The organism is Schinkia azotoformans LMG 9581 (assembly GCF_000307855.1).
In the GTDB taxonomy this organism is placed as follows: Bacteria; Bacillota; Bacilli; order Bacillales; family Bacillaceae_J; genus Schinkia; species Schinkia azotoformans.
This window is the reverse complement of sequence record NZ_AJLR01000163.1, coordinates 1-5855: the sequence shown is the minus strand read 5'-3', so window position 1 is coordinate 5855 and position 5855 is coordinate 1. Positions and strand designations below refer to the sequence as shown.

Below are 5855 nucleotides of genomic sequence, written 5' to 3'. Positions count from 1 at the left end.
CCAGCTTATTATATTCTTACCGATCAAACAAAAACGAAATATTATTTTGACTTTGGCACGGGGAAGTTGGAAGCGATATTTGATTCTAATGAGAATATTTTGGATATTGGCTATACTTCGGATGGCACGCTTCAATCCATCACGGATGCATCGGGACGAACGATAAGGTTCACTTTTAACGCAAATGGGAAACTGGATACAATCAAAGGGACAGAGATCCCAACGGTGAAATATTCGTACTATTCGAATGGGCAATTACAAATGGTGCAAAAGTTAGATGCAGCGAATAATGTTAAGCAGCAAGTTTCCTATGAATATGATAGCCAGGAAAATCTTATTACTGTCTATGATCCAAATGCAAATCCAACTTCAATTGGCTATATTGGTGAGTATACCCTTACCCATCCTAAAGGTTTTACGTACGTACAAAAACATCAAGTAGATTCAATTAAAGAATATGTAACGACTAATGATATGGTTCAACATACGTATACGACCTATTTTTCCTATGGAGCAGATATAAAAGTTACGGATCCCAAGGGAATTGTGACCCTCTACACTTTAAATGCACAAGGAAATGTAATAAAAATTACTGAAGATGCAAATGGACTTAACTATGAAACTTTTTTTGAGTGGGATTCAGAGAATCAACTAACAAGTACAAAGGATCCCAGATTATTGGAAACCATTTTAACCTACGAGGAAGGTCACCTAACAAGTCTGACTAATTCCAAGAGTCAAGCAGCCATTTTTAAGTGGGAAAAGGATACCCTTAAGCAAGCCACGGACTTTGGCGGAGCGACGGAAATGAACTATTATGACGAAAAGGATAACGAAACCGTCCAATTGAATCCTCTTTCAGGAGCCTCCGTTAAAGAATATGATACACATGGAAATTTAATCTGGGCTTCAACTCCGATCGCCATTGGGAATAATTTAGTGATGAATAGCGGATTTGAAGAATGGAATTCAACAACGAACGTACCTATGCAATGGTTGAAAACCGGTCAAGGGACGATTGAGAAAAGCTCTGCCAGTAAAAACGGCAACTACTCATTGAAAATGGGATCTACAGGATATAATGATCGGGCCATGATGGCTTCATCCTTTATCCCCGTTCATGAAAAGATGAAATATACCGTTAGTTGGATTATTCAAACGTATAATACGACTATAGCTGATGTAAAGGTTGATTGGTATCGGGACAAAACAACCTCAAGTTTAATAGGCTCAAGTGCGTGGTTAGCTAATACAAAAGGCTTAGTCCAAGAATGGATCAAAAAAGGTGGGCGCGTAGCATCTCCGGGTGGTGCAGCTTATGCTAAAATAACACTCCTAGTGGAGAGTGGCACAGCCTGGTTTGATAACATTCAAATGGAGGAAGGAACACAAGTTACAGACCAGAATTTTGTAATTAACGCAGGCTTTGAAACAGATATTTATAATTCTGGATGGCCTGATTATTGGGGAATTAAAGCTAGCACCCTAGATGACATAAAAGACGGAATCAATATCGTCAATAAGAAAAAAGGAAACCACTCCTTAAAACTTGTAGGTACTTCACAAAATAAATTTCTTGGTCAGGACATCAATGTCTCCGGTGCAGATGGTGTTCAAATAACGTTCGCCGGATGGTCGATGGCTCAAGGGGTATCTTCAAGTGGTGGTGCTTATCAAATATTATTACGAGTTGATTATAAGGAGCCGACCGTCAATAATGGGCAGCCGGATTGGTTTGGTGCTAATTTATAATAAATACGATCACCCATGGGAATATACAGAAAGAAGCGTTGTTATACCAAATGCTTTTAAAAGCCTAGGTATCTATGTGAAATTAGAAAACCAACCAAATGCAACGGTGTGGTTTGATGAAATTGTTGTTCGGGCATCCAGTGTTTCAAATGCGATCATGAGTGAATACAATTTGGCACAAAACAATAGCTTTGAATACGATCTGGAAAAGACCGGTGCTCCAGATCAATGGCAATTATATATCCAAGATAAGACAACAGCGAATGTTCAATGGCTAACTTCTAATCGGGATATTAAATCTTTTATTGGCGAACATTTTGTTAGTTTTTCAAATACAGGTGGATGGACTTTCTATGGAAATAAACAAAACGAACCCCTAAAAGCAGGAGAAACGTATGTTGCGACAGCGATGATTCGAACAGCAGCAAAGGTAACCAGTGGCGGAGGAATTATTAAATTTGATTTATATGATGGAACTGGAAATTATTTAGGGGAAAAAGTGAGTAAAACAATAACTCAATCGAATGATGATTGGACGCGTGTTTTAGTCGTTTTAACCTATGATGAGGCTAAGAGGATAAATGCTGCTGCTACAAGTATCAAATTATCGATTGGAACCTTGGCACCTACAGCAGGGACTCTTTATTTTGATGCTGTTAATTGGTTGACAAAGCCTGTTCTAACTCAACTTGGATATGATGCGAATAAAAATTATGTAACCTCCATCACGAATCCCTTAGGATATTCAATGTCACTTGCACGGACTCCTCAAGGTAACTTAGCAAATGTCATTTTGCCCCGTGGGGGCAAGATTATATACGGATATGATACTTTAGACCGACCAACGTATATTGAAAATCAGGCAACAAATGCAATCTACCAGATTATTTACGACAAAAATGGAAATATTCTCAACCTCGGATTTTATGAGCTTGTAAATGGCAATGTGGTCTGGAAAAGCCAAATGAAACAAACGTTCAATGAACGAAATCAAATCAGGACACATGAAGATCAAAAAGGGAATCAAACCATCTATGATTATGATGCAAACGGCAATTTGGAACTTGTATCATTTCCGAATAATACTAAACTTAAACTTGTTTACGATTCATTGGATCGACTTAAAACAAAACAAGACATTACATTTAATAATAGCTGGGCATTTTCTTATGATAAAAATAATAATCTAACCCAGGTTATTCAAACGAGTACTTCCGGTCAAGAAGTAACGGACTATATATTGGATGCTTTAATTGATGAAGTGAAAAGTATAACGTATCCTATGATTAATGGCATCCGTCGTTCTGTGAATTATACGTACAATGCAAATGGCCAAATCACAACCATTGCCCATACCTCTATTACCCAAAAGTTAGGTGTAGATGCCATTTATCGTTATGACTATGATCAAGCAGGGATGATGGCTAGTTTAAATGGACCGAATAAGGAGCAAGTTGGTCAATTTTACGACGAAGCAGGGCGCTTGAAAAAGTCGTTTATATCAGATGGAACAAAGGCTTATAACACTTATTACGAATACAATGAGCTAGGTGATTTGAAGGAATATCGTTTAGAAACAGCGGATGGTGTCATCTTAAGCCGGGAAAAGCATGCCTATGATGCCGATGGAAATACAACGACTATAACTTATAATGATGGGTCAAAACATTCATTTCAATATGATTTAGCCAGTCGTCTAACAAATGAACAAAAAATTGCAAGTAATGGAGCAATCCTATCCGCTATTTCCTACCAGTATGATTCGTATGGGAATCGACTCACGATCACAAAGAACGGAACGAAGACAACCTTTAAATATGATTCTGCCAATCAAATTAGTTCCGTAAATGGGGCTTCAAGTCTTTACCAGTATGACCAGAATGGAAATCAAATTAGAGATGATCGTCATAAATATTACTACGATTCATCTAATCGGTTATCGTATGTTGAGCAGGCAAATGCAGTAGTAGCCATTGCCTCCTATTCTTATGATTATGAGGGCAAACGGACAAAGAAAGTGGTGTATGGTAAGAAAACCGAACAATACTATTATGATGCTGGGCATTTAACGTATATTGCCGATGAAAACAACCAAATCCTTTACAGTTTCACCCGGACTTACACGGGCGATTTAGTCACAATGACCGATTATACAAGTGGAACTGCGGTCAATTATTATTATGTCCACAACGGTCATGGGGATATCATCGGGTTGAAGGATAAAACCGGAACTACGGTGGTAACCTATGAATACGATGCATTCGGTAATATCATCACAGCAACTGGAACAGCGAAAACTGGGAACGGAAGGCTTCTACGAGAAGAAAATCCATTCAGATATGCAAGCTATTTTTATGATGAAGAAACAAAGCTGTATTATTTGCGGATACGGTTTTATGACCCATTGATAGGTCGGTATCTTACTAGGGACATCGTGCCATCAGCTAATTTATACGTATACACTGCGAACAATCCAGTTAGGTTTATCGACCCATTTGGCTTATCGTTCTTCTCAAAAATCAAATCATTATATAAAAAGGTAAAAAGGAAAGTAAGTCAATTTTTTAAGTCACTGTTTAATGCACAAGGTATTAAATCAAATGTAACTAGTAAGGATAATAAAGTTACAAAAAAATACGATAAATCCAGGGATATTCTGAAAAGTAAGACGTATGCAGGAATGTCTGGTTATGCAGGAAGAATTATTAATAAGGGTGAAAAGGTCGGTAATGTTTCCAGTAAAAGAGAGTTAGGATTTAGTGGTTATGGTATTGAAGGTAAATGGGGTGAAATTGAGGGAAAGAATTCATATTTAAATGCGAACATTGAATATGGGGTAGGTCCTGATTTGTACGGTTTTGGAGGAGAAATTACTTTTGCTAAATTAACAGGAGGGTTTACCATCCCTTTTAATCAATATAATGTAAAAGTGGAGTTGTCTAGAAGTGTTCTAAGTGCTGGAATTAAAGGCCTTGCAGGTATTAGTGATGATGTTTTTGTGATAAAGGGTTTCCTCGGCACAGGATTGATTGGGTGGGGACTTTCAATAGAAATTGAAGAAGGATCCTAATTTGGAATAGAGAGGGTCTATTAGCCCTCCTATTTTAGGAGTGAATAAAATGACTGATGATTTAAAAAACAAGAGAGATAATATGAATGCCGGATTTTTTATTAATTTTGTTTTATTTTTTAGTATAGGAATTTTAATTAACCTCTATAAAGACTTTTTTGGAACAAACAACAATTTCTTTATAAAATTGGGACTTAATATTTTATATGGATTAGCAATATTGTTATGGTTATTATTTCTTTTTAGATGGTTTAAATATGCATATTTACAAAATAGAATAATTTATAATAGTTGTAAAAAGTTAATTGATAAAATAAAGAAAAAAATATAAATTTCATAAAAACCGATGGTTCTATGTAAAGTCAGCTTCCGAAAAGGGACTGGCTTTATAATAATCAAATTTAGAAAGGTTGATTACTATGCAAGAAATTAAAATTAATAATATTAAATTTAGCTCTTTTGTTAAGTTAAACATTGTAATTCAGATTGCTCTTGGAATTTTTGTTGGATTAATTGGATTGCTAATAAGTTTTTTTAGTCAAAATGTTTATTTTAATGCTGGGGATTTTAAAATTACGGGGATTTTAGCAGGAATGATCAATTTGATATTCTTCCCCCTTACTTTGGGTATTACTGGTATTTTTATTTCTATATTTGCATACTTTCCATTTAAATATTGGGTAAAAATATTTGGACTAAGAATTTTTACAATGTGTGAATCTAAGGACTAATAAAAAATATAATCAAAAATAATAGGAGTTAAAAATTTTATTTATTGTTTTGGTCACTAGTGTTACGTCACAGTAACAACCCGAATGGTATTGAAGGCAAATGGGGTGAATTTAAGGGTTCATAAAATACTTTCATCCCCGGCAAAAAAGGATTAGGCTCCTTTGATGGCAATAATTTACATTTACCCTCACCATCTCAGTCACGGACTGCCTTTGATGATGTTAACATGGTTCTATCCTCACCAAACTAGATTCCACGAGTCATTTGATGACAGAAAACCCGGTTTTATCCTCACCAAACT

The 5855-nt window shown here is 36.0% G+C and carries 4 protein-coding genes; all 4 read left to right on the top strand.

The window, feature by feature from the left end; genetic code table 11:
- Window positions 1-1752: RHS repeat domain-containing protein (locus tag BAZO_RS20985; RefSeq protein ID WP_039957891.1), on the top strand; the 1752-nt coding region annotated here is incomplete at its 5' end.
- A complete protein-coding gene (locus BAZO_RS20980) occupies window positions 1718-4822 on the top strand; it encodes an RHS repeat domain-containing protein (protein WP_039957890.1) in 3105 nt (1034 codons plus the stop codon). The genes BAZO_RS20985 and BAZO_RS20980, both read left to right, overlap by 35 nt.
- 49 nt (window positions 4823-4871) lie before the next feature.
- The gene (locus BAZO_RS20975; protein ID WP_003333498.1) at window positions 4872-5153 is read left to right on the top strand and encodes a hypothetical protein; all 282 of its coding nucleotides are present in this window, start codon (window positions 4872-4874) and stop codon (window positions 5151-5153) included.
- Between the two features lie 88 nt (window positions 5154-5241).
- Entirely contained in the window at window positions 5242-5553 is a 312-nt protein-coding gene (locus BAZO_RS20970; protein ID WP_003333497.1) for a hypothetical protein, read from the top strand.
- The last annotated feature ends 302 nt before the right edge of the window (window positions 5554-5855 follow it).

Excerpts from the sequence above, each read along its gene's own strand:
- BAZO_RS20975 (WP_003333498.1), top strand. The coding sequence starts at position 4,872 with ATGACTGATGATTTAAAAAACAAGAGAGATAATATGAATGCCGGATTT.
- BAZO_RS20970 (WP_003333497.1), top strand. The coding sequence starts at position 5,242 with ATGCAAGAAATTAAAATTAATAATATTAAATTTAGCTCTTTTGTTAAG.
- BAZO_RS20980 (WP_039957890.1), top strand. The coding sequence starts at position 1,718 with ATGGGCAGCCGGATTGGTTTGGTGCTAATTTATAATAAATACGATCAC.